We start from the raw sequence: 21117 nt of genomic DNA on the forward strand, positions 1-21117 counted from the left end.
ATGAACGACCTGTCCCGCCAGGCAACACGCCTTGAAGCCATCGAAGGCAGCTACGACAAGTGGCTGCTGGGCGCGATCATCGCGCTCACCGGCGTGGGCGTGGTGATGGTGGCGTCCAGCTCGATCGCACTGATGAGCAGTCCGTTCTACTACCTCAACCGCCACCTGATCTTCCTGGCGGTCGGTATCGTGCTGGCGGTCATCGCCGCCCGCACCGAGCTGAAGTCCATCGAGCAGTACAACCAGATGCTGCTGCTGGGCTGCTTCGTGCTGCTGCTGGCAGTGTTCACGCCGGGCCTGGGCAGTACGGTCAACGGTGCGCGCCGCTGGATCAACCTGGGCATCTCCAAGTTCCAGACGGTTGAAGCGGTGAAAGTGCTCTACATCGTCTGGCTGTCCAGCTACCTGGTGCGTTTCCGCGACGAGGTAAATGCGACCTGGCCGGCGATGCTCAAGCCGCTGGGCGTGGCCGGTGCGCTGGTGGTGCTGTTGCTGCTGCAGCCGGACTTCGGTTCGTCCACCCTGCTGCTGGCGATCACCGCCGGCATGCTGGTGCTGGGCGGCGTGAACATGCCGCGCATGTCGATGCCGGTGATCATCGGCCTGGTCGGCATGAGCGCGCTGGCGATCATCGAGCCGTACCGCATGCGCCGCATCACTTCCTTCCTGGACCCGTGGGCCGACCAGCAGGGCGACGGCTACCAGCTGTCCAACGCGCTGATGGCCGTGGGCCGTGGCGAGTGGACCGGCGTCGGCCTCGGCAATTCGGTGCAGAAGCTGTACTACCTGCCCGAAGCGCACACCGACTTCATCTTCTCGGTCACCGCCGAGGAATTCGGCTTCCTGGGCACCTGCGTGATCGTGGCCTTGTACGCGCTGCTGGTCGGCCGCACCTTCTGGCTGGGCATGCGCTGCGTGGAAATGAAGCGCCACTTCTCCGGCTACATCGCCTTCGGCATCGGCCTGTGGATCAGCATGCAGACCTTCGTCTCGATCGGCGTGAACCTGGGCATCCTGCCGACCAAGGGCCTGACCCTGCCGCTGATCTCCTCCGGCGGTTCGTCGGTGCTGATGACCTGCGTGGCGATGGGCCTGCTGCTGCGCGTGTCCTATGAACTCAAGCGCGCCGAGCGCCGCCAGGCCGTGCGCATCGGTGGCGCCGAAGACGTTGCTGCCGAGCCGAGCGACGAGCCGGCCGCGCCGGTGGCCGCCAGCGTACCGATGAGCGCCGAGCCGGTGGCGGCCACTGCGCCGAACGCTGCGCGTGGCACCAGCCGCCTGCAGTCGCGCATCGAACCGACCTTCGGGAGGCTGTCATGAGCAGCGCTTCCAACGCCCGCCCGGTGATGATCCTGGCCGGTGGTACCGGCGGTCATATCTTCCCCGGCCTGGCCGTGGCCCGCGTGCTGCGCGAGCGTGGCGTGCCGGTTACCTGGATGGGCGCCGAAGGCGCGATGGAAACCCGCCTGGTGCCGCAGCACGACATCGCGATCGACACGCTGGCCATCACCGGCCTGCGCGGCAAGGGCAAGCTGGCGTTGCTGGCTGCGCCGTGGCGGCTGATGCGTGCGCTGCGTGCGGCCGGCATGATCATCCGCAAGCGCCAGCCGCGTGCAGTGGTGGCCTTCGGTGGCTTTGCCTCCGGCCCCGGTGGCATGGCCACGCGCCTGCATGGCCTGCCGTTGATCGTGCATGAGCAGAACCGCGCACCGGGCCTGACCAATCGCATCCTGTCGCGCTATGCGCGCCGCCTGCTGACCGGTTTCCCGGGCACCTTCGCCGCGCGCGAAGAGTTCGTCGGCAATCCGGTGCGTGCGGAAATCGCCGCCATCGCACCGCCGGAACAGCGCTTCGCCGACCGCCAAGGCCCGCTGCGCGTGCTGGTGGTGGGTGGCAGCCAGGGGGCACGTGCGCTCAATACCGGCGTGCCGCAGGCCATCGCTGCGCTGGGTGCCGCGGTGCCGGTGCAGGTGCGCCACCAGAGCGGTGAGAAGCTGCACGCCGAAGCGGTCGAGGCGTATGCCAAGGCCGGCGTGCAGGCGGAAATCACGCCGTTCATCGCCGATATGGCCGAGGCGTTCGCCTGGGCCGATCTGGTCGTATGCCGCGCTGGCGCGTCGACCCTGGCCGAGCTGTGCGCGGTCGGTGTCGGCAGTGTGCTGGTGCCATTCCCCGCTGCCGTCGACGATCACCAGACCCGCAATGCGGAGTACCTGGTCGAGCGCGGCGCGGCGGTGTTGCTGAAGCAGGACGGAACGCTGGCCGACGGCATTGCCGCACTGCTGCGCGATCTGTCCGAAAATCCCGCCCGCCGCATGCAGATGGCGCAAGCCGCGCGTGCCCTGGCCAAGGTCGATGCCGCCGAGCGCATCGCCGATATCATTCTTGAGGAAGCTGTATGAAGAAGGCATGCCACCGCGCCTGCCCTGCGCGAGGCCGCGCATGATCCGCCGCCTGCACGACACCAACGACCTGGTGCGCGCGTTCCCGCGCGTGCATTTCGTCGGCATCGGCGGCACCGGCATGAGCGGTATCGCCGAAGTGATGCTGACGCTGGGCTATGAAGTGTCCGGCTCGGACAACGCCGACAACGGCGCGACCCGCCGCCTGGCCAGCCTGGGTGCGCGCATCATGCGCGGCCACTCGGCGGCCAACGTGCTGGGCACCGACTGCGTGGTGGTCTCCAGCGCCATCCGCGAAGACAACCCGGAACTGATGGAAGCGCGCAGCCAGCGCATTCCGATCATGCCGCGCGCAGCCATGCTGGCCGAGCTGATGCGCTTCCGTCGCGGCATCGCGGTGGCAGGCACCCATGGCAAGACCACCACCACCAGCCTGACCGCTGCGGTGCTGAGCGAAGGCGGCCTGGACCCGACGTTCGTTATCGGTGGCCAGCTGCTGGCGGCCGGTGCCAACGCCAAGCTGGGTGGTGGCCAGTGGCTGGTGGCCGAGGCCGACGAAAGCGATGGCAGCTTCCTGCGCCTGAACCCGCTGATGTCGATCATCACCAACATCGATGCGGACCACCTGGAGAACTACGGCAACGATTTTGCCCGCGTGCAGGCGGCGTTCGCCGAGTTCCTGCAGCGCCTGCCGTTCTACGGCCTGGCGGTGCTGTGCATCGACGACCCGGAAGTGGCTGCGCTGGCTGCCAAGACCCCGCGCCATGTGATGAGCTACGGCATGAGCCCGCAGGCCGACGTGCGCGCCGAGAACGTGGTGCAGGAAGGTTCGCGCATGCGCTTCACCCTGCGTCTGCCGCAGGGCACCAGCCAGGAAGTGGTGCTGGCACTGCCGGGCAAGCACAACGTGCTGAACGCACTGGCCGCCGCCGCAGTGGGCTGGCAGCTGGGCGTGGCCCCGGACGCGATCGCCCGCGCGCTGGAAGCATTTGCCGGTGTCGGCCGTCGCTTCAACGATCTGGGCGAAGTGACCACTGCCAGTGGTGCCAAGGTCCGCATCATTGATGACTACGGTCATCACCCGAGCGAGCTGGAGGCCGTGTTCGCCGCCGCCCGTGGTGGCTGGGCCGACAAGCGCCTGGTGGTGGCCTTCCAGCCGCACCGCTACAGCCGTACCCGCGACCAGTTCGACAAGTTCGCGGCGGTGCTGTCCAGCGTCGATGCGCTGGTGCTGAGCGAGGTCTACCCGGCCGGTGAAGAGCCGATTGCCGGTGCCGATTCGCACGCGCTGGCCCGTGCCATCCGTGCGCGCGGCCGCAGCGAGCCGGTGGTGGTGGGCAAGGCTGCCGAACTGGCCAGCGTGCTGCCGGATGTGCTGCAGGACGGTGACCTGCTGCTGATGATGGGGGCGGGCGATATTGGCGCCGTGGCCACCCATATCGCCGTGGAAGGCTTCAAGGGGGAGGGCGAGGCGTGAACACGCTGAACTTCCCGCCGCTGCGCGTGACCGACCCGGCCGGGTTCGGCCGCGTCGCCGTGCTGCTGGGCGGCAGTTCCAGCGAACGTGAAGTGTCGCTGGACTCCGGCCGCAATGTACTGGAGGCGCTGCAGTCGCGCGGTGTCGATGCGTTCGCGGTCGACGGCATTCCGGCGCTGGCCAAGGCGCTGGCCGCCGGCGGCATCGACCGTGTGTTCAACATCCTGCACGGCCACAACGGTGGTGGTGAGGACGGCATCGTGCAGGGCCTGATGGACGCCTTCGGCGTGCCTTACACGGGCTCGGACGTGCTGGGCTCGGCGCTGAGCATGGACAAGATCCGCACCAAGCAGGTGTGGCTGTCGCTGGGCCTGCCGACCCCGCAGTACCGGAAGGTCGATGCGTCCAACGTGCATGCGCTGGCGGCCGAACTGGGCCTGCCGGTGGTGGTGAAGCCGGCCAACGAAGGTTCAAGCGTGGGCATCAGCCGGGTGACCGATGATGCCGGCCTGGATGAGGCGGTGGCGCTGGCCGCGCGCTACGACGGCCAGCTGCTGATGGAGCAGATGGTGGTCGGCGACGAACTGACCGTGGCCATTCTCGGTGACGTCGCGCTGCCGTCGATCCGCATCGTGCCCAAGGGCCAGTGGTACGACTACAACGCCAAGTACATCGCCGAGGACACCCAGTACCTGTGCCCAGGCCTGGACGGTGGCGACGAAGAAGAAATCCGCCGCATCGCGCTGGCTGCGTTCCGCGCTGCCGGTTGCCGTGGCTGGGGCCGCGTGGATGTCATGCGTGATCGCAGCAGCGGCCGTTTCTTCCTGCTGGAAGTGAACACCGCGCCGGGCATGACCAGCCATTCGCTGGTACCCAAGGCGGCCGGCCAGGCCGGCATCAGCTTCGAAGAGCTTGTGTGGCGCGTGCTGGAACAGACCCTGGAGGCCCCGCACGCATGAACGCGGTGCTGCGCATCTTCGTCTGGCTGTTGGCGCTGTCGGTGGTTGCACTGCCGGTGGTGGCCGTGGTCAATGGCTGGGTCGGTGCTGAGCGCTGGCCGCTGGCGAAGTTGCGCGTGCATGGTGAGTTCAAGCGTGTACCGGCCGAACAGCTGCAGCAGGTGCTGCTGCCGTATGCGCGCGCCGGGTTCTTCGCGGTCAAGCTGCAGGATGCCCAGGACGCTCTGGAAAAGCTGCCGTGGGTGGAAAGCGCGCGGGTACGCAAGCAGTGGCCGGATGTGCTGGAAGTGACCCTGGTCGAGCACAAGCCATTCGCGCGCTGGGGCAACGATCGCCTGGTCTCCGAGCAGGGCAAGCTGTTCCCCACGCCGAAGAAGCTGGCCGACCTGGCGCTGCCCGAACTGGACGGTCCGGACAGCCAGACCGAAGAAGTGATGAAGCTGTACAGCGACTCGCGTGCATTGTTCGCACCGGCCGGCGTCGATGTGCGCCGGGTGACGATGGATGCACGCGGCAGCTGGTCGCTGGTGCTGAGCAACGGCACCGAAGTGGTGGTGGGCCGTGACGACGCGCGCTCGCGCATGCAGCGCTTCGTCAAGGTGCTGCCGCAGTTGAACCGCCAGGACGCGCCGATCGAGCGCGCCGACCTCCGTTACACCAATGGTTTCACGCTGAGCTGGGGTACCCCGGCCACGCCGGCGAAAACGCCGGCGACCCCGGCCAGCAGGACGCAGGAAAGGACATGAATCGCAAGGGTGACAAATCGCTGATCGTTGGCCTGGACATCGGCACCTCCAAGGTGGTGGCGCTGGTGGGCGAGTATTCGCCGGGCAACCCGATCGAAGTGATCGGCATCGGCTCGCACGAGTCGCGCGGTTTGAAGCGCGGCGTGGTGGTGGACATCGAATCGACCGTGCAGTCGATCCAGCGCGCGGTGGAAGAAGCCGAGCTGATGGCCGGCTGCGAGATCCGCTCGGTGTACGCCTCGATCTCCGGCAACCACGTGCAGTGCAAGAACTCGCCGGGCATCGTACCGATCCGCGACGGGGAAGTGACCTGGGGCGACCTCGATCGCGTGCTCGATGCGGCCAAGGCGGTGGCGATCCCGGCCGACCAGAAGATCCTGCATGCGATTCCGCGCGAGTACGTGCTGGACGATTCGCAGGAAGGCATCCGCAACCCGGTCGGCATGACCGGCGTGCGCCTGGAGGTGCACGCGCACCTGGTGGTGTGCGCGCAGTCTGCCGCGGCCAACATCAGCAAGTGCGTGCAGCGCTGCGGCCTGCAGGTGGATGACCTGGTGCTGTCGTCGCTGGCCTCCAGCGTGGCCGTACTGACCGCCGACGAGCGCGAGCTGGGCGTGGTGCTGGTCGACATGGGCGCCGGCACCACCGATATCGCCGTGTTCGTGCAGGGCGCGATCTGCCACACCGCGTCGCTGCCGATCGCTGGCGACCACGTGACCAACGACATCGCGCACATGCTGCGCACGCCGACCCCGGAAGCCGAGCAGATCAAGGTGCGCTACGCCTGCGCCCTGGCCCAGCTGGCCACCGCCGAGGAAAGCATCCAGGTGCCGTCGGTGGGCGACCGTCCGCCGCGCCGCATGCCGCGCCATTCGCTGGCGCAGGCGGTGCAGGGCCGTTACGAGGAAATCTTCGAGATGGTGCAGGCCGAACTGCGCCGCTCCGGCTTCGAGGAACTGGTGCGCGCCGGCATGGTGCTGACCGGTGGCGCTTCGAAGATGGAAGGCGTGGTCGAGCTGGCCGAGGAAATGCTGCAGATGCCGGTGCGCGTGGGCATTCCGCAGCACGTCACCGGGCTGGGCGAAGTGGTGGGCAACCCGGTGCACGCCACCGGCGTGGGCCTGCTGCTGATGGGCAGCCAGATCGAGCACCCGCGGCGGCCGTCGCTGCCGACCGGGCGTGCCGGAAGCATGTTCAAGAAACTCAAGACCTGGTTCCGCGGCGAGTTCTGACGCGGAACCCGTAATACCGGGCCTGGCCCGGTCGCAGTACCCGCAGTACCCGCATCACAACGCAACACCGGCAACACACAACCCACACAGCCGCAACGTCGGCATGCAGCAGGACGGCAGGACGCCCGAATGCCCATGCCAGCCAAAGCGGATACAACGAGGACACGGACATGGCGCATTTTGAACTGATCGAAAAGATGGCACCCAATGCGGTGATCAAGGTGGTTGGCGTGGGCGGCGGCGGCGGCAATGCCGTGGCGCACATGGTCAACTCGGCAGTGGATGGCGTGGAATTCATCACCGCCAACACCGACTCGCAGGCCATCAAGAATTGCGGTGCCAAGCTGCAGCTGCAGCTGGGTACCAACGTGACCAAGGGCCTGGGCGCAGGCGCGAACCCGGAGGTCGGCCGCCAGGCCGCGCTGGAAGACCGTGAGCGCATCATGGACGCCCTGCAGGGTGCGGACATGGTGTTCATCACCGCCGGCATGGGCGGCGGCACCGGCACCGGCGCTGCACCGGTGGTGGCGCAGCTGGCCAAGGAAATGGGCATCCTGACCGTGGCCGTGGTCACCAAGCCGTTCCCGTTCGAAGGCCGTCGCCGCATGCAGGTGGCGCTGAAGGGCATCGAGGAACTGAGCCAGCACTGCGACTCGCTGATCACCATCCCGAACGAGAAGCTGATCACCGTGCTGGGCCGCAACGCGACCATGATCCAGGCCTTCCGCGCCGCCAACGACGTGCTGCAGGGCGCCGTGCAGGGCATCGCCGACCTGATCGTGCGTCCGGGCCTGATCAACGTCGACTTCGCCGACGTGCGCACCGTCATGTCCGAAATGGGCCTGGCGATGATGGGTACCGGCACCGCCCGTGGCGATGACCGCGCCCAGGCCGCTGCCGAATCGGCGATCCAGAACCCGCTGCTGGACGACGTGAACCTGGCCGGTGCCAACGGCATCCTGGTCAACATCACCGCCGGCGCCGACTTCACCATGGCCGAGTTCGACGAGATCGGCCGCACCATCGACGGCTTCGCTTCGGAAGACGCGACCGTGGTGGTCGGCACCGTGCTCGACCCGGACATGCAGGACGAAGTGCGCGTGACCGTGGTTGCCACCGGCCTGAACCGCGTGTCGGCCAGCAAGACCCAGCGTCCGGGCGAGCGTGCGCCGATCAAGCTGGTCCGCAACGCCACCACCGGCCAGCCGGAGTTTGGCGACTTCGACAACGGCGGCGACGCCGTGTCCAAGGCCGTGGGCGGCATGGGCCTGGGCCTGCGTCGTGCCAGCAGCGACACCGCTTCCGCTTCTGCGCCGTCGGCTCCGGCCGCCTCGGCTCCGGCGGCCGCTGAACTGCCCAACGATTACCTGGACATCCCGGCGTTCCTGCGCCGCCAGGCGGACTAAGCGGGGCGGCCCGGGGTTGTCCTCCCCGGGTTGCGCCACCATGTCCTGAAAACGCGGGCGCCGGGCCAGGATGGGCCCGGCCGCCCTGCTTCATGTGCGTCCCATTGGCGCGCCGGTGTGTCCTGCCTGCCTTTCAGCCGGGGTAGGGGACCGTGCGTGTTAATCTAATGTGTCACTTCCGGTCCATCCCCCATGATCCAGCAACGCACCCTCAAGAACACGATCCGCGCCACCGGCGTTGGCCTGCACAGCGGTGACAAGGTCTACATGACCCTGCGCCCGGCACCGGTCAACCATGGCATCGTGTTCCGCCGCGTGGACCTGGACCCGGTGGTGGAAGTGCCGGCCAAGGCCGAGCTGGTCACCGAAGTGACCCTGTGCACCGGCCTGACCTGCAACGACGCCAAGATCCAGACCGTCGAACACCTGATGTCGGCGCTGGCCGGCCTGGGCGTTGACAACATCATCGTCGAACTGTCCTCGGCCGAGCTGCCGATCATGGACGGTTCGGCCGGCCCGTTCGTGTTCCTGCTGCAGTCGGCGGGCATCGTGGAACAGGATGCGCCCAAGCGCTTCATCCGCGTGCTGAAGACCGTGGAGGTGACCGAGGGCGACAAGGTGGCCCGCTTCACCCCGTACGAGGGCTACAAGCTGGGCTTCACCATCCAGTTCGACCACCCGATGATCCCGGCCAAGCAGTCGCGCCAGGAAATCGAGTTCTCGACGCTGGCCTACACCAAGGAAATCTCCCGCGCGCGTACCTTCGGCTTCATGCGCGACCTGGAATACATGCGCGAGCGCAACCTGGGCCTGGGCGGTTCGATGGACAACGCCATCGTGCTGGACGAGTTCCGCGTGCTCAACGAAGACGGCCTGCGCTACGCCGACGAATTCGTGCGCCACAAGATCCTCGACGCGATCGGCGACCTCTATCTGGCCGGTGGCCAGGTGCTGGGCGCCTACGAGGGCTTCAAGTCCGGCCATGCGCTCAACAACAAGCTGGTGCGGGCACTGATGGCCGACGCCACCGCCTGGGAATGGGTCAGCTTCGACTCGCCGGCCACGCCGGATCCGGTCGAATACGCCACGCCGGCCTACGCCTGATTCCTGCAGGTTGTTGAATTTAAAGACAAAAGCGCCGCCCGGAAGGGCGGCGTTGTCGTTTCCGCACCCCACATCGCATTCAGCATGCTTGACGGCCATCAAGGCCGGTTCGAGGTCACGGTTTTGTGAACCTGTTGGATCGGAAGCCTGAATTTAACGCGGTTTTAACAACAATCTAACGACAGGCCCCCGGATGGCAGCTAGGATGCGACCCGGCCCCCGAAATGTTTCACGCCGTGGTGACACGCGCGACGGGGAGCGGAGCCGGATGCTCCGTTGTCGTCAGGACCGCTTCTTCGGCTTCGAAGGAACGTCCTGCAGGCAAGCCAAGGCGTCGCGTAGCCCTTTGTGCGTGGCGGCTGAAACTGCGTGGGGGCCATTCCGGTTGTCGATCGCTGGGGAGCGTGAGGGAGTGGTGGACGCAGTCTTGATGGTCACCCTGGTGGCCTTCAGCCCGATGGAACGGGCCGCGTCGAGCAACTGGGCCTCGGCAAGCCGCAACTTGGCATGCCAGACCGGGGATTCGACGAGAAAAACGAGGTGTTCCCCGTCCACATTGGCCAGCCGGCAACGGCTGCGCAGAGGTGGCGGCAACTGGGGGCGCAACTGACGGTCCAGCGCGTCGAGCCACAAGGCACGCCGCAGCGGGTTCCCGCTTTTGTCCGCCATCACCGCATCCAGCGCCGGTTTCGGCACTGACGCGGGGCGAACGCTGGATTTCGGCTCAGACATGAAAACTCACTGATGGCATTCAAAAAGATCGTAATCAAAACGCGTGAAGGACAGGCCAAGTCGTCGCCGATCGCGCGTTTGCGGTTCTATTTCGAGGATCGCCCCCGTGCCCTGCTGGGCAGCGTGCTCGGGGTAGGCTGCATTATCGGCCTTGCTGGCGGCATTGGCGCCAGCGCGCTGAATGATTCCCGGCTGCAGGCCAAGGTCGAGCGCCAGGATGCGGAACTGGCCAAGGTCAAGCGCGATGCGCAGACCCAGGTCAACGCACTGGCGGCCCGCCTCGGCGAGCTGCAGGCGCAGGCCACCCGCCTGAACGCCCTGGGCGAACGGCTGACCCAGATGGGCAAGCTGGAAGACGGCGAATTCGACTTCAACGAGACCCCTGGCCTCGGTGATGGCGATGCCGGCGGCCCGACCAGCGACATCCCGGTCAAGGACGTCAACGCCGACTTACAGGTGCTGGAGCAGCGCTTCGCTGCTTCAGGCCGCCAGCTGTCGGTGATGGAATCGCTGATGTTCGACCACCAGCTGCAGCAGAACGCCGTGCCCTCGCGCATGCCGATCCGCAACAGCTACGTGACCTCCGGCTTCGGCACCCGCGCCGACCCGTTCGGCCGCGGTGCCGCCACCCACAAGGGCATGGACTTCCACGCCAAGGTCGGTGACCCGGTGATGGCCGTGGCCGAGGGCGTGGTCAGCTTCGCCGGTGTGAAGGGCGGCTACGGCAACGTGGTCGACGTCGACCATGGTAATGGCTACGTCACCCGCTACGCGCACAATTCGCGCCTGGTGGTGAAGGCCGGTGACCTGGTCCGTGCGGGCCAGGAAGTGGCCAAGGCCGGTTCCACCGGCCGTTCGACCGGCGCCCACGTGCACTTCGAGGTGTGGGAGAACGGCAACGTGGTCAACCCGCGCAAGTTCCTCGGCGACGGCGGCAACACGCCGGTCGGGCGGGTCAGCCGCGGTTGATCCCAGGCCTGGGGTCAGAGCCCATTCGCCATGGCGAATGGGATCCGACCCCGACCGCGCACGGGGTCGGATCCCTTCCGCAGCGCGGAAGGGCTCTGACCCCATCGCCAAAGGGTTGAAACCTCAGCCGCCCGTCCCAAGCTACAATGGGTGTTGCCATCGACAGGGCGCCAGGCGCCCTGTTTCGTTTGCGGCGGACGGATCCCAAGGGGGAGGCCGGGCGTCGTGTCCATCCAACCCGGTTCCTTCAATGATCAACAGCCTGCTTACCCGCGTATTTGGCAGTCGTAACGAACGACAGCTGCGCCAGCTCAACCGCATCGTCGCCAAGATCAATGCGCTGGAGCCGGAGATCGAGAAGCTTTCCGACGAGCAGCTTCAGGCCAAGACGCCGGAGTTCAAGCAGCGCATCGCCGACGGTGAAGCCCTGGACAAGGTGCTGCCGGAAGCCTTCGCGGTCTGCCGCGAAGCCGGCCGCCGCGTGCTTGGCATGCGCCACTACGACGTGCAGCTGATCGGCGGCATGGTGCTTCACCTGGGCAAGATCGCAGAAATGCGCACCGGTGAAGGCAAGACCCTGGTGGCGACCCTGCCGGTGTACCTCAACGCGCTGGAAGGCAAGGGCGTGCACGTGGTCACCGTGAACGACTACCTGGCCCGCCGCGACGCCGCGCAGATGGGCAAGCTGTACAACTGGCTGGGCCTGAGCGTGGGCGTGGTCTACCCGGGCATGCCGCACAGCGACAAGCGCGAAGCCTATGCCGCCGACATCACCTACGGCACCAACAACGAATTCGGTTTCGACTACCTGCGCGACAACATGGCGCTGTCCAAGGCCGACCGCTACCAGCGCGGCCTGCACTACGCCATCGTCGACGAAGTCGACTCCATCCTGATCGACGAAGCGCGTACCCCGCTGATCATCTCCGGCCCGGCCGATGACTCCCCGGAGCTGTACATCCGCGTCAACCGCGTCGTGCCGAACCTGGTCAAGCAGGAAGCGGAAGACGGCGAAGGCGACTTCTGGGTCGACGAGAAGGGCAAGCAGGTGCACCTGTCCGAAGCAGGCATGGAGCACGCCGAGCAGCTGCTGGTCGAAGCCGGCATCCTCGATGGCGAGACCGAAGGCCTGTACGCGGCGCAGAACCTGACCGTCGTGCACCACCTCAATGCCGCGCTGCGCGCGCACGCCATCTACCAGCGTGACGTGGACTACATCGTGCGCGACGGCGAAGTGGTCATCGTCGACGAATTCACCGGCCGTACCCTGGCCGGCCGCCGCTGGTCCGACGGCCTGCACCAGGCGGTGGAAGCGAAGGAAGGCGTGCCGGTCCAGCGCGAGAACCAGACGCTGGCCAGCATCACCTTCCAGAACCTGTTCCGCATGTACAAGAAGCTGTCCGGCATGACCGGTACGGCCGATACCGAAGCGTTCGAATTCCAGAGCATCTATGGCCTGGAAGTGGTGGTGATTCCGACCAACCGCCCGACCATCCGCAAGGACAGCCCGGACCAGGTGTTCCTCAACCGCAAGGGCAAGTTCAACGCGGTGCTGGCTGACATCGAAGAGTGCGCCAAGCGCGGCCAGCCGGTGCTGGTGGGTACCACCTCGATCGAAACCTCGGAAATGCTGTCCGAGCACCTGAGCAAGGCCGGCGTGAAGCACGAGGTGCTCAACGCCAAGCAGCACGACCGCGAAGCGACCATCGTCGCCAATGCCGGTCGTCCGGCCGCCGTGACCATCGCCACCAACATGGCCGGCCGTGGTACCGACATCGTGCTGGGCGGTTCGCTGGAAGCCGAGATCCACGCCCTGGGCGAGGACGCGACCGACGAGCAGAAGGCCGCGGTCAAGGCCGAATGGCAGAAGCGCCACGATGCGGTGAAGGCTGCCGGCGGCCTGCACATCGTCGGCACCGAGCGCCACGAATCGCGCCGTATCGACAACCAGCTGCGCGGCCGTTCGGGCCGCCAGGGTGACCCGGGTTCGTCCCGCTTCTACCTGTCGCTGGAAGACAACCTGATGCGCATCTTCGCCTCCGACTGGGTGCAGAAGGCCATGCGCATGATGGGCATGAAGGAAGACGACGTCATCGAGGACCGCCTGGTCAGCCGCCAGATCGAAAAGGCGCAGCGCAAGGTCGAGGCCCACAACTTCGACATCCGCAAGAACCTGCTGGACTTCGACGACGTCAACAACGACCAGCGCAAGGTGATCTACGCCCAGCGCGACGAGCTGCTGGACGCCGAGTCGGTGAAGGGCAACGTCGACGGCATCCGCGACGACGTGATCTTCGATGTGGTCGCCCGCTTCGTGCCGCCGAACTCGATCGACGAGCAGTGGGACCTGCGTGGCCTGGAGGCGACCCTGGAGTCGGACTTCGGCCTGCAGATGTCGCTGACCGGCCTGGTCAAGGAACACGAGGAACTGGACGCCGAAGCGATTGCCGCCAAGGTGCAGGAACGCGTGAACCAGCACTTCGCCGAGAAGGAAGCCGGCGTCGGCGAAGAAACCATGCGCGCGCTGGAGAAGCACGTGATGCTGACCGTGCTGGACCAGAGCTGGAAGGAGCACCTGGCGCGCATGGACTACCTGCGCCAGGGCATCTACCTGCGTGGTTACGCGCAGAAGCAGCCGAAGCAGGAATACAAGAAGGAAGCCTTCGAGCTGTTCTCGGACATGCTGGAGAACGTCAAGCGCGAAGTGGTGACCCTGCTGTCGCGCGTGCGCGTGCGCAGCGACGAGGAAGTGCAGGCGCTGGAAGCGGCCGAGCGCCAGCAGGTGGAAGCCCGCCTGCGCCAGTCGCAGTTCCAGCACCAGGACGTGGGTGGCTACAGCGCCGACGAGGAAGCCGCGCAGGTGCAGGCCGCCCAGCAGGGCGTGGCGCAGCTGCAGCGCGACGAGCCGAAGATCGGCCGCAATGATCCGTGCCCGTGCGGCAGTGGCAAGAAGTACAAGCACTGCCACGGCCAGCTGAGCTGATCCCGAAGAGCCCCGCGAAAGCGGGGCTTTTCTTTTCTGGTGAATGATCCTGGCCAGATCCGCGATTGCGCGGGCCGCCCTGTTCTGGGCATGCTTCCCCCATGCCTTCCCCCACCCGATCGATCCATGTCGTGGCCGCCGTCATCACCGACGCCCGGGGCCGCGTGCTGCTCAACCGCCGAACCGAGAACCGCGACATGGCCGGCCTGTGGGAGTTTCCGGGCGGCAAGCGGGAATCCGGCGAGACCTCCGAACAGGCGCTGGTGCGCGAACTGCGGGAGGAGCTGGGCATCGAGGCCGATGTCGGCGAGTGGCTGATGGACGTGCCGCAGCGCTACCCGGACAAGCACCTGACCCTGGAAGTGCGCCATGTGCGCAGCTGGAAGGGCACGCCACGCGGGCGCGAGGGCCAGGCGATCACCTGGGTGGCGCCGGACAAGCTGGGCCGCTATTCGATGCCGCCGGCCGACCTGCCGGTGGTGGCTGCCCTGCGCCAACCCGACCGCTACCTGATCACCCCGGCGCCGGCCGACGATGATGGCGGCGTACAGCAATGGCATGAGCAGCTGCAGCGTGCGGTGGCAGGCGGCCAGCAGCGCATCCAGCTGCGCCTGCCGCCGGCGCATCCGCAGCGGCAGGCGATGGTCGAGCAGGTCGTGCGTGCGCATCGCCGCAGCGGCGTGCAATGGTTGCTCAACCGCGATATCGAACTGGCGCGTGCGTTGGGCGTGGGCGTACACCTGGGCAGCGAACAGCTGCTGGAACTGTCGCAGCGTCCACTCCCCGATGGCCAGCTGGTGGCCGCATCCTGCCACGACCTGCAGCAGCTGCAGGCCGCACAGCAGCTTGGCTGCGACTTCGCGGTGCTTGGCCCGGTGCGGGCCACCGCCAGCCATCCCGATGCCTCGCCGCTGGGTTGGGATGCCTTTGCCGAACTGCGCGCGCAGGTATCGCTGCCGATCTACGCCCTGGGTGGCATGGGCAGCGGCCACATCACCGAAGCACGTCGCCACGGCGGGCAGGGCATCGCCGCCATTCGCGGGTTGTGGCCGGAGTAACGCCGCGTTGGTCGCCGGGCATGGCCCGGCGCTGCCCTGTGGAATGGAAGCAGTAGATCCACGCCATGCGTGGATGGATGCCCGCGATCACAACGTGATCCAGAAACACCCGTACTGCCGCCGCAGCCCAAGCACCGCCGAGGCACGCGCCACGCTGCCCGGCAACGTCTGCTCCAGGCGCAGGCCGACCGGATGGCGCACAGCCGGCGGCTCCGGGTCGGATCCCTGCACAGCAGGGCTCTGACCCTGCTCCTGCAAGGTGTCTGATTCCTGCCGCGGATACACCGGCACCACGTCCACCAGCGGCCGCCGTGCCAGCGATTCCAGCTGGCCGAGAATGCGCTGTGCGCCGGCGTCGGACACCGAGCCCCACAGGTACAGTGAAGACAGCCGATTGACGTCGTTGCTGAGGATGCCGTTGCGCAATGCGTCCACGAGCTCGCTCAGCCGGCGCGGGCAGCGTGCACCCAGCGTATCGCGCGGTGCGGTGTTGCCGGAGGGGGCGGGCGGCGGCAGCCGTGACCGTGCGCCCACGCTGTCACAGGGACGGTCGGTGTAGACACTCTGGCCCTGCGCATCGGTGCAGCGGTTCAGGCGCGAGGACTGCGCGTGGGCAACGTGGGCCATCGCGCATAGCGGCAACAGCACCAGCAGGAGGGAAAGGCGGATCATCAGCGAAGGGTAGCGCTGATCAGGTCCGCATGGCGTGCTTTCAGCCCCGCAGCAGTTTCAGCACTGAAGTGGTCGGCTTGGCCAGGTTCAATGTGTAGAAATGCAGGCCGGGTGCGCCGCCTTCGATCAGGCGCTGGCACAGCCTGGCCACCACTTCGGTGCCGAATGCACGCACCGATTCGGCGTCATCGCCGTAGGCCTGCATCTTGCGGCTGATCCAGCGCGGAATCTCCGCGCCGCACTGTTCGGAGAAGCGGCGCAGCTGGCTGAAGTTGGCGATCGGCATGATGCCCGGCGTGATCGGCACCTGCACGCCGAGCCGGCGCACTTCATCGACGAAGTGGAAGTAGGCATCCGGGTTGAAGAAGTACTGGGTGATCGCCGCATCGGCACCGGCATCGATCTTGGCCTTGAAGTGCTTCAGGTCGGCCAGTGCGTCGGAGGCCTGCGGATGCGTTTCGGGGTACGCACCCACTTCGATATGGAACGCATCGCCGTGCTCGGCGCGGATGAAGTCGATCAGTTCGGCGGCATAGCGCATGTCGCCGGGGAAGCCCATGCCCGAGGGCAGGTCACCGCGCAGCGCGACCAGGCGGCGGCAGCCGATGGCGCGGTACAGCTTGAGCAGTTCGCGGATCTCCTGGCGGGTGCCACCGACGCAGGACAGGTGCGGCGCGGCGTCGAACCCGTGGTGCTGGTTGAGGTGGCGCACGGTCTCGGAGGTATAGCTCAGGGTCGAGCCACCGGCGCCGAAGGTACACGACACGTATTCGGGGGCGTAGTCCTTCAGCTTGGCCGCGGCACGGTCCAGCTGGCTGCGCTGTTCGTCGGTCTTGGGCGGATAGAACTCGAAGCTGATGGCGGTCATGGCGCGGGCGGCGGCGGTCGGTGTGGAACAGTATATCTCTTCATCAAGATAGATGTTTGATGATCGCGTGAGGGCCCGCCATCCCCAGCCTGCGACCGTTCGCCCCGCCGTCCGGCCGCTGCTCCGAAATCGCAACCGGTATGTGTCGGCCGGGCCCACGCTGCTCCCATCCCGGCAACACCCACCCGATGAAGGAGCAGACGATGAAGATCTTCCTGGCACTCTGGTACGCAATGAAGGCGCTGGCCCGGCTGGCGATGATCGGCATGGCGATGGCCGTGCTTGGTTCCGGTTCGGCCCATGCGGCGGCCGCCACCGGCACCGGCAAGGTGCAGGTCGAGGTGGTCGGCAAGGGCCGCCCGCTGCTGATGATCCCCGGCCTCAACAGCAGCGCCGAGGTCTGGCGCGAGACCTGCCTGGCGCTGGAGAACGTGCAGTGCCACCTGGTGCAGCTGCCGGGCTTTGCCGGCGCCGTGCCCGCCGACCCGCGCCCGGCCGAATTCCTGCCGGCCATGCGCGGGCAGCTGCTGGCCTACCTGCATGACCAGCACCTGGGCCCGGTGGTGGTGATCGGACACAGCCTGGGCGGTCTGCTGGGCCTGCAGATGGCCCAGGCCGAGCCGAAGGCGGTAAGCGCGCTGGTGGTGGTTGATGCATTGCCGTTCCTGCCGGCGGCGCGTGACCCGAACGCTACCGCAGACAGCGTGCGGCCGATGGCCGATCAGCTGCGCAAGGGCATGCTCGCCGCCGATGCCGCGCAGTGGCAGGCGCAGCTGAAAGCCGGCCTGCCGGGCATGACGCGCGATCCGCAGCGGCAGGCCGAACTGGGCCGCTGGGGCGACGCCAGCGACCGCCAGACCACGGCTGACGCCATGCATGCGGTGATGACCACCGACCTGCGTGACAGCATCGCTTCGATCAGCGCGCCGACGCTGGTGCTGGGCAGCTGGGCCGGTTACCAGCCGATGGGGGGTACCGAGGAAAGCACCCGCGCGGTGTTCCTGGCCCAGTACGCCAAGCTGCAGGGCGTACAGGTGGCGATGAGCGCGCAGGGGTTCCACTTCCTGATGTGGGATGATCCGCGCTGGCTGCAGGCGCAGCTGCGTCGCTTCCTGGCCGCGCATTCCTGATCGCGGCCCACTTTCCTGCCAACCGCCAAGGCCCCATGGACGCCACCACCTCATCCGGCCGCTTCTGGACGCTCAATGCACTGGCATGGGCTGGCTATGCGATGTATGGGCTTTGGGTCGGGATGCGGATTGGTGGCGGCGTGGTGTTCAGCGGCATCGTGCTGATCACCGTCAGCGTGGCCGCCTGCCTGTGGTTGTGCAGTGGCGCGCTGCGCGCGGTTGCACTACGCCAGCACTGGTGGGAGGGCAGCCTGGGAAGCCTGGTGTTGAAACTGGCTGCCGGTGTGGTGCTCGGCGCCAGCGTCGCGCAGGCGGTAACTGCCGCGCTGCTGCTGCCGGCACTGGCGCTGGGCTGGGTGCAGCTGCCTGGCGGCCACGCGGATTACCAGTGGTCGTCGTTGCTGGTGTACTGGATGAACACCGCACTGTTCCTGCTGATGTGGACGGGCCTGTGGGCAGGTCTGCACGGTCTGCGCCGGGCCCGCCACAGTGAGCTGGCCCGCCTGCGTGCCGAGGCCGAGCGCAGCGCGTTGGAGCGCGATGCTCTTCGCGCACGGCTCAATCCGCACTTCATGTTCAATGCGCTGAACAACCTGCGCGCGCTGATCCTGGAAGATCCCGAGCGTGCGCGCGACATGGTCACGCGCCTGTCGCGCACGCTGCGCCAGGCACTGGCGCACAACCGCAGCGAGCAGGTCAGCCTGGCCGAGGAACTGACGGTGGTGGACGACTATCTGGCCATCGAGGCGATCCACTTCGAGCAGCGCCTGCAGGTAGGCCAGCACATCGATGCCGGCGCCCTGCAGGCACAATTGCCGGCGATGGCGCTGCAGTTGCTGGTTGAAAATGCCATCAAGCACGGCATCGCCAGTCGCCCCGGCGGTGGCGGGATAGAGATCCGGGCCACGTTGGACGACGACGTGCTGCGCCTGCAGGTGGACAACCCGCTGGGCAACGCCAGCGAGCCCACCCACGGGCATGGTGTTGGCCTGGCCTACCTGCGTGCGCAGCTCGGTTCGCGCGGGCGTTTCACCCTGCAGCCGGTCGGCGACCGCATGCAGGCCCTGCTGGAGATTCCGCAATGAGTCGCACACTGCGTGTACTGATCGTCGATGACGCACGGCTGGCACGGCAGGAGCTGCGCACGCTGTTGTCGGCGTTGCCCTGGGTGCAGTGCGTGGGCGAAGCCGACGATGTGCCCGCCGCACGCGAGGCGATCGCCACGCTGGCGCCGGACCTCGTGCTGCTGGACGTGCAGATGCCTTCCGGCAGTGGTTTCGATGTGCTGGACGGCCTGGAGACGGTGCCGGCGGTGGTGTTCGTCACCGCCTATGACACCTATGCCGTGCGCGCGTTCCAGGCCAATGCGCTGGACTATCTGGTGAAGCCGGTGGAAGCGCCCCGGTTGCTGGAGGCGCTGGAGCGGGCACGTCAGCGCGAAGTGGTTTCAGCCGAGGCGCCAGAGTTGCGTGGCACGCTGGGTGCACAGGACCAGGTGTTCGTGCGCGAGGGCGAGCGCTGCTGGTTCGTGGCGGTGTCCGAGATCCGCCGGCTGGTGGTGGATGGCAACTACACGCGGTTGTGGTTCCGCGACCAGAACGCGTTGCTGACCCGCAGCCTGAGCGCGCTGGAAGCACGCCTGCCGCAGGATCTGTTCTTCCGTGCCAACCGCAACACCCTGGTCAACCTGCGCCGCATTCGTGGCGTGACGCCCAGCATCGGCGATGGCTACGACCTGACGTTGGACGACGGCAGTGAAGTGGACGTGTCGCGGCGGCAGGCGCGGGAACTGCGCGAGCGGATGGCGTTGTAGCAGTCGCTACAGCTCGGCACTGACCGGGCTGGTGAGGAAGCCCCACAGCAGGCGCGCCATCATCGCTGGCGAGCGTGCCTGTGAACGCGCATAGGCCAGCAGGGCATCCAGCCGCGGGCGATCGTACAGGTGGCCGGCCAGCAGCACCGCGTGGATGCGACGGGTGTTTGCGGTGTCCTGCAGCGGGTCGCCATCGAGGAGCACAAGGTCGGCGGCCTTGCCGACCTCGACGCTGCCATGTGATGCCTGCAGCTGCAGATGGCGCGCGGCCTGCAGCGTGGCGGCACGCAGTACGTCGGCCCGGCTCATGCCGGCGTGCCGCAGCCACTGCAGTTCATCGTGGTAGCGGAAGCCGCCCAGCCCGGTATCGGTGCCGACCAGCACGGTGACGCCGGCACGATGTGCGGCACCGGTGAGCGCGAGGCCATGCGCGAAGTAGGCCTTCAGCGCGTCTTCGCCGCGCAACCCGGGGTAGCGACTTGCGGTTGCCTCCAGGTCGTCGCGCCAGGCCCAGCGTGACAGTGGATCCAGATAGGCCAGGCGTGGATCGTTGATGAAGGCGGGATCGCGTGCGCGCGCATCCTCCTCCCGGGTGACATGGGTCGGCACGAATGCTGCGCCGCTGGCCTGCATCAGGCCGAACGCTTCGTCGCAGAGCGCGGGCTGGTAACCACTGACCATCCCTTCGGCCAGAGCGGTCGGGTCTTCGCCGTCGAGGGTGCCACCACGCCAGGCGGCTGCATGGTCGAAGCAATGCCGTACGAACAGATGGGCGTGTTCGAAGCTGCGCTGCCCCGCCTGCAAGGCCTCTTCCAGCCGCACCGGCCTGGGCAGGTGTCCAACCAGTGGGCGGTGCAGCTGCCGTGCTTCGGTGGCCAGCCGCTGGTAGGTATCCGCACGCAGCCGGTTGTAGACCTTCAGCGCGTCGACACCTCGCGCGCTGTACGTGCGTGCCCGCAACGCGGCAGCCTCCGGCGAGAGCGACGGGTCCTCGAAATAGAAGCTGGCGACCTGTACGAAGCGTGGTGCGGCCTGCTGCCCGGCGATGGCCTGCGCGGTCCAGCGGCGCTTGTCGGCCACGCAGGCGATCAGCGGGTCGGCAGCCTGCGGGCAGTCCATCATGTCGCGGGTGCCGGTAATGCCATTGGCCAGCATCAGCGGGAACTGCAGTTGCGGTGACAGTTGCAGTGCATGGGTATGCATGTCCCAGAAGCCGGGCACCAGCCAGCGGCCACCGGCATCGAACACGGGCAGCGCCGTGTCGTGTGCATCATTGCCGATGGCGGTGATGATGCCGTTGCGCAGCGTGACGCTGGTCGGCTCGCCGGCAATGCCGTTGTGCACGTCCACCACCCGTACGTTGACGATCACGCGGCTGTTGCCGGGGGCGGGCAAGGGCGGTGCCGGCAGCGGCCAGAGCAGGGCGGCGGTGAACATCAGCGGTGGTGCCAGCAGGAGGGCTGCCAGTACGCGTGGCCAGCGACGACGGCGGGCAGGACGGGGTAACGCGCGTGCTGCATCCATGAGCCGACGGTCCTTGTATTGGGTCGTCAGCAGGGTGCGGCA

17 protein-coding genes and 1 pseudogene are annotated in these 21117 nt (G+C 67.2%); 14 read left to right on the forward strand and 4 right to left on the reverse strand.

Features of this window, described 5'->3' with window-relative positions:
* The 8 genes and pseudogenes from ftsW to lpxC all read left to right on the forward strand — a co-directional run bounded on the left by ftsW (window position 1) and on the right by lpxC (window position 9326).
* Window positions 1-1320 carry a putative lipid II flippase FtsW gene (gene ftsW / locus AC5P88_RS01510; RefSeq protein ID WP_111111021.1) on the forward strand — a complete coding sequence of 440 codons (1320 nt, stop codon included), beginning with the start codon at window positions 1-3 and terminating at the stop codon, window positions 1318-1320.
* Window positions 1317-2402, forward strand: a complete 1086-nt coding sequence (gene murG, locus AC5P88_RS01515) for an undecaprenyldiphospho-muramoylpentapeptide beta-N-acetylglucosaminyltransferase (protein ID WP_164146639.1) — start codon at window positions 1317-1319, stop codon at window positions 2400-2402. The genes ftsW and murG overlap by 4 nt, the downstream gene beginning before the upstream one ends.
* Window positions 2403-2442: 40 nt before the next feature.
* On the forward strand, window positions 2443-3879 hold the full coding sequence (gene murC / locus AC5P88_RS01520; RefSeq protein ID WP_099553609.1) for a UDP-N-acetylmuramate--L-alanine ligase: 1437 nt from the start codon (window positions 2443-2445) through the stop codon (window positions 3877-3879).
* Window positions 3876-4838, forward strand: a complete 963-nt coding sequence (locus AC5P88_RS01525) for a D-alanine--D-alanine ligase (protein WP_495224097.1) — start codon at window positions 3876-3878, stop codon at window positions 4836-4838. Before murC ends, AC5P88_RS01525 begins: the two co-directional genes overlap by 4 nt.
* Window positions 4835-5512 (forward strand): annotated as a pseudogene (locus AC5P88_RS01530) (cell division protein FtsQ/DivIB); the annotation flags it as partial. The gene AC5P88_RS01525 and the pseudogene AC5P88_RS01530, both read left to right, overlap by 4 nt.
* A gap of 68 nt (window positions 5513-5580) precedes the next feature.
* Window positions 5581-6816 carry a cell division protein FtsA gene (gene ftsA / locus AC5P88_RS01535; protein WP_005408083.1) on the forward strand — a complete coding sequence of 412 codons (1236 nt, stop codon included), beginning with the start codon at window positions 5581-5583 and terminating at the stop codon, window positions 6814-6816.
* A 170-nt stretch (window positions 6817-6986) separates the two neighbouring features.
* Window positions 6987-8222 (forward strand): cell division protein FtsZ, encoded by a 1236-nt coding sequence (ftsZ, locus tag AC5P88_RS01540; RefSeq protein ID WP_049428898.1) that lies wholly within the window; start codon window positions 6987-6989, stop codon window positions 8220-8222.
* Window positions 8223-8414: 192 nt separating this feature from the next.
* A complete protein-coding gene (lpxC, locus tag AC5P88_RS01545; RefSeq protein WP_004143722.1) occupies window positions 8415-9326 on the forward strand; it encodes a UDP-3-O-acyl-N-acetylglucosamine deacetylase in 912 nt (303 codons plus the stop codon).
* 282 nt (window positions 9327-9608) lie between these two features.
* On the opposite strand, the gene AC5P88_RS01550 is transcribed toward lpxC, so the two are convergent.
* Window positions 9609-10058: a DciA family protein gene (locus tag AC5P88_RS01550; RefSeq protein ID WP_032956682.1), complete on the reverse strand. Its 450-nt coding sequence runs from the start codon at window positions 10056-10058 to the stop codon at window positions 9609-9611.
* Between the two features lie 12 nt (window positions 10059-10070).
* Between AC5P88_RS01550 and AC5P88_RS01555 the strand changes: the two genes are divergently transcribed.
* The 3 genes from AC5P88_RS01555 (at window position 10071) to AC5P88_RS01565 (ending at window position 15068) form a co-directional block, all read left to right on the forward strand.
* Window positions 10071-11027 carry a M23 family metallopeptidase gene (locus AC5P88_RS01555; protein WP_033834438.1) on the forward strand — a complete coding sequence of 319 codons (957 nt, stop codon included), beginning with the start codon at window positions 10071-10073 and terminating at the stop codon, window positions 11025-11027.
* 250 nt (window positions 11028-11277) lie between these two features.
* A complete protein-coding gene (gene secA, locus AC5P88_RS01560; RefSeq protein WP_106549222.1) occupies window positions 11278-14010 on the forward strand; it encodes a preprotein translocase subunit SecA in 2733 nt (910 codons plus the stop codon).
* 101 nt (window positions 14011-14111) lie between these two features.
* Complete coding sequence (locus tag AC5P88_RS01565; RefSeq protein WP_495224098.1) at window positions 14112-15068, forward strand: Nudix family hydrolase; 957 nt, start codon at window positions 14112-14114, stop codon at window positions 15066-15068.
* A gap of 87 nt (window positions 15069-15155) precedes the next feature.
* Here AC5P88_RS01565 and AC5P88_RS01570 read toward each other — a convergent pair whose 3' ends face one another.
* Both AC5P88_RS01570 and metF read right to left on the reverse strand, forming a co-directional pair.
* The gene (locus AC5P88_RS01570; protein ID WP_495224099.1) at window positions 15156-15740 is read right to left on the reverse strand and encodes a DUF4124 domain-containing protein; all 585 of its coding nucleotides are present in this window, start codon (window positions 15738-15740) and stop codon (window positions 15156-15158) included.
* A 40-nt stretch (window positions 15741-15780) separates the two neighbouring features.
* Window positions 15781-16608 (reverse strand): methylenetetrahydrofolate reductase [NAD(P)H], encoded by an 828-nt coding sequence (metF, locus tag AC5P88_RS01575; protein ID WP_106549225.1) that lies wholly within the window; start codon window positions 16606-16608, stop codon window positions 15781-15783.
* 203 nt (window positions 16609-16811) lie between these two features.
* On the opposite strand from metF, the gene AC5P88_RS01580 reads away from it, so the two are divergent.
* From AC5P88_RS01580 to AC5P88_RS01590, 3 genes are read left to right on the forward strand one after another with little or no spacing between them, the layout of a single operon-like run.
* Window positions 16812-17738 (forward strand): alpha/beta fold hydrolase, encoded by a 927-nt coding sequence (locus AC5P88_RS01580; RefSeq protein ID WP_495224101.1) that lies wholly within the window; start codon window positions 16812-16814, stop codon window positions 17736-17738.
* Window positions 17739-17773: 35 nt separating this feature from the next.
* Window positions 17774-18823, forward strand: a complete 1050-nt coding sequence (locus tag AC5P88_RS01585) for a sensor histidine kinase (protein ID WP_111111005.1) — start codon at window positions 17774-17776, stop codon at window positions 18821-18823.
* The gene (locus AC5P88_RS01590; protein WP_111111003.1) at window positions 18820-19551 is read left to right on the forward strand and encodes a LytR/AlgR family response regulator transcription factor; all 732 of its coding nucleotides are present in this window, start codon (window positions 18820-18822) and stop codon (window positions 19549-19551) included. The genes AC5P88_RS01585 and AC5P88_RS01590 overlap by 4 nt, the downstream gene beginning before the upstream one ends.
* A 6-nt stretch (window positions 19552-19557) precedes the next feature.
* On the opposite strand, the gene AC5P88_RS01595 is transcribed toward AC5P88_RS01590, so the two are convergent.
* Window positions 19558-21075, reverse strand: a complete 1518-nt coding sequence (locus AC5P88_RS01595; protein ID WP_495224102.1) for an amidohydrolase family protein — start codon at window positions 21073-21075, stop codon at window positions 19558-19560.
* Between the last annotated feature and the right edge of the window lie 42 nt (window positions 21076-21117).

It is taken from the genome of Stenotrophomonas sp. YJH_SMC_8, from assembly GCF_059371315.1.